This is a genomic window from Tychonema sp. LEGE 07196 (genome assembly GCF_963890365.1).
Classification (GTDB): domain Bacteria; phylum Cyanobacteriota; class Cyanobacteriia; order Cyanobacteriales; family Microcoleaceae; genus Microcoleus.
Genome location: NZ_CAWPRX010000221.1, coordinates 1 through 3,409 on the forward strand (window position 1 = coordinate 1; position 3,409 = coordinate 3,409).

The window sequence follows — 3,409 nt, forward strand, 5'->3', positions numbered from 1 at the left end:
AGAATAATCTTGCTCCCTCCCCGCGGGAGGGGAGGGTTGGGGTGGGGTGCTTTGGATTTTTGCAAGAGTTCTAATGACTACTGCCAACTGACTACTGACTACTGCCAACTGCCAACTGCCTTCTTCTATTCTTGATTATTTTTGCCGCGCACGTATCCGTTATCTGCAATCCGCCAAGCACCGCCAGTATTACCCGTTAAATCGCAATCATCTACTGTAGCAATGCCATCTCTGTAAACTACAATCGCCTCACCTTCATTACTATTAATCCGACAACGGCGCACGATCAATTTTCCTCCCAATCCAACACCGATTCCCAGACTGCCGTTATTATAAATATTGCAATCTTCCACCGTTGCTTTCCCATTATCCGAGATAAAAATCCCGTTCCATATTGCATCGTGAATTTGACAGCGGCGGATTACTGAACTCGCCTCGGAGCCACAAATTACCACCACAGAATAGTTGGCAGAAGTGATGTCGCTGTCTTCTAAAATTAACTCGCCTCTACGAATATCTACAGCATAATATTTCCCAGTGGCGATCAGCGTCAAATTTCGGACTAAAGCGCTGTCTGTTTGCATTTGAATGCAGTTTGAGTCGGTGCTTTCCACAGTGACGCTACCGGCTTCTGTGCCGCCGATAATTTCCACAGATTTGTCGATGATTAAACTTTCTCGATACAAACCGGGCTGTACGTAAATGCGCGTACCCGAAGCCGCATTTTTTACGGCTTCGCTAATAGTAGTATAATCGCCTTGACCTTCTTGGCAAACGACAATGCCTTGACTTTTATCAACTATTGGTTGTGAGGTGGATTCTTCAATTTTGTCTGCTAATTTAGCCTTGGGAATTTCTCGATCGCCCTTTTCGACAATTGGCGATTGTAACTCCAAGCTTTCTTGATTGACTGTTCCTAACTGAGCTTCTAACTCAGCTTCTTGACGTTGCAATTGAGCTTGATTCTCGTTGGCTGTCTCAATTTGACTTTGAAGTTCTGAGACTTGAGCATCAAGTTGCGATCGTTCTTTGTTAGCAGTTTCTAACTGAGATTCCAATCGTGAGCGAATTTGAGTCACACTTTCTAACTGACTTTCTAACTCGGATATTTGAGATTGTAGTTGATTTTGATTTTGGTTCGCTGTGTCAATTTTAGTTTGAAATTCTAACTGTTGAGCTGCCATCTGAGATTCCAATTCTGAGCGAATTTGATTCGGGCTTTCTAACTGAGTTTCTAACTGGGATATTTGAGACTGTAGTTGATTTTGGTTTTGCTTGGCTGTGTCAATTTCTGTTTGGAATTTCGACTGTTGAGCTGCAAGCTGTGATTCCAATTCTGAGCGAATTTGAGTCACGCTTTCTAACTGAGTTTCTAGCTTGGATATCTGAGATTGCTGTTGATTTTCGTTTTGGTTAGCTTGCTCGACTTGAGTTTGGAATTCCGACTGTTGAGCTGCAAGCTGTGATTCCAATTCTGAGCGAATTTGAGTCACACTTTCTAACTGAGTTTTTAACTCGGATATTTGAAATTGCAGTTGATTTTGATTTTTGTTGGCTGTGTCAATTTTAGTTTGGAATTCCGACTGTTGAGCCGCAAGCTGTGATTCCAATTCTGAGCGAATTTGAGTCACGCTTTCTAACTGAGTTTCTAACTTAGATATCTGAGCTTGTTGGTGATTTTGATTGTGGTTGGCTTGCTCGACTTGACTTTGGAACTCCGAGAGTTGGGCCGCAAGCTGTGATTCCAATTCTGAGCGAATTTGATTCGGGCTTTCTAACTGACTTTCTAACTGGGATATTTGAGATTGCAGTTGATTTTGGTTTTGGTTGGCTTGCGCGACTTGAGTTTGAAATTCCGAGAGTTGAGCCGCAAGCTGCGATTCTAATTCTAAGCGAATTTGATGCGCGCTTTCTAACTGGGTTTCTAACTGGGATATTTGAGATTGCAGTTGATTTTGGTTTTGGTTGGCTTGCGCGACTTGAGTTTGAAATTCCGAGAGTTGAGCCGCAAGCTGCGATTCTAATTCTGAGCGAATTTGATGCGCGCTTTCTAACTGGGTTTCTAACTCGGATATTTGAGATTGTAGTTGATTTTGATTTTGGTTGGCTTGCTCGATTTGACTTTGGAACTCCGAGAGTTGAGCCGCAAGCTGCGATTGCTCAGTGTTAGCAGTTTCTAATTGAGCTTGCAGTTCCGATAATTGATACATAAGTTGGGAGTTATCTCCCTCGCTGGGATTTACTTTATCCTGCAATTGTGACAACTGAAAAAGCAGTTGTTCTCGCTCCCCAATAACTGTCTCTGATTGATTTTGCAGCTCCGATAATTGAGAGTTTAACTGCATTTTATCTCGATGGGCAGCTTCTAACTGTGTTTCCAACTCTAATAATTCAGATTGAGGTTGTTCTGCTTGTTGGCGGGCGGTTTCCAATTGAGAATTGAGTATTTCCTGTTCTTGTTCTGCACTTTCCAATTGAGCTTGCAACTTCGACAGTTGAGAATGCAGTTGCTCCCGATCTTGAATTGAGCGCTCAAACTTAATTTGAATTTCCGACAACTGGTACTGTAGCTGCAATTTGCCTTGACTGGCTGTTTCCAACTGACTCTCAAATTCCGATAGCCGATCGCGAAATAGAGCGCTCTCTGCATCCAGCGCCTCTCGCTCTGCTTGCATTTCCAGGATTTGAGCTACAAGTTGCGATCGCTCCAGATCCGCAACTTGTAGCTGATTTTGAAGTTCCGCCAATTCCGGTAACTGCGACTGAGCTTGCCCTGCGCTTTCTAACTGAAACTGCAAATCAGCAATCAAAGCATCAACTTGCGATCGCTCTTCAGCAATTTGGGCCATAAACCCTTCCAATTCCGACACCTGATTAGTTAATAAATCCTGCTCGCCAGTCACACTTTCCAAGCGATTTTGTAACTCAGACAATTCAGAATTAAGCTGATTTTCCATCTCAGTTTTTTGGCGCAATTCCGAAGTTCTGGCATCCAACTGCGACGCTAACTTCGATATAGCCTCCTGCGAGCCGTGCATCCGCACCAAATTTCGTGAATTTCGCTTATTCAAAATTAGCCAGCAGACTAATGCCCCGCCTCCAAATCCTATTAATAAAAGTAATGCTTCCATTTGGTTTATCTAATCTATATAAATTGAATTGCCCTGATGCTTGCCCAAAAAATGGACATCCACAAATCGTGTTCTTGCTCAAAGCTATCACAACTTGCGCGCATTTTTTTTTACTTGGCTCGGCAATTTATATTTATTTACATAAATGCCACAGGTAAGGTGTCTGTTGCATTGGTGTCAAGTCAACCCTAAAAACCTTTGTATTTCTCGTTCATACGCACCTCTTGCTCCCCCACCCATACCCCCCTACTCCCAGAATATCCGGGGGAGTAGGGGGG

At 43.2% G+C, this 3,409-nt stretch carries 1 protein-coding gene; it reads right to left on the bottom strand.

The window, feature by feature from the left end:
* Positions 1-125: 125 nt before the first annotated feature.
* Positions 126-3,131, bottom strand: a complete 3,006-nt coding sequence (locus tag AACV78_RS28275; protein WP_194013099.1) for a right-handed parallel beta-helix repeat-containing protein — start codon at positions 3,129-3,131, stop codon at positions 126-128.
* Positions 3,132-3,409 lie beyond the last annotated feature (278 nt).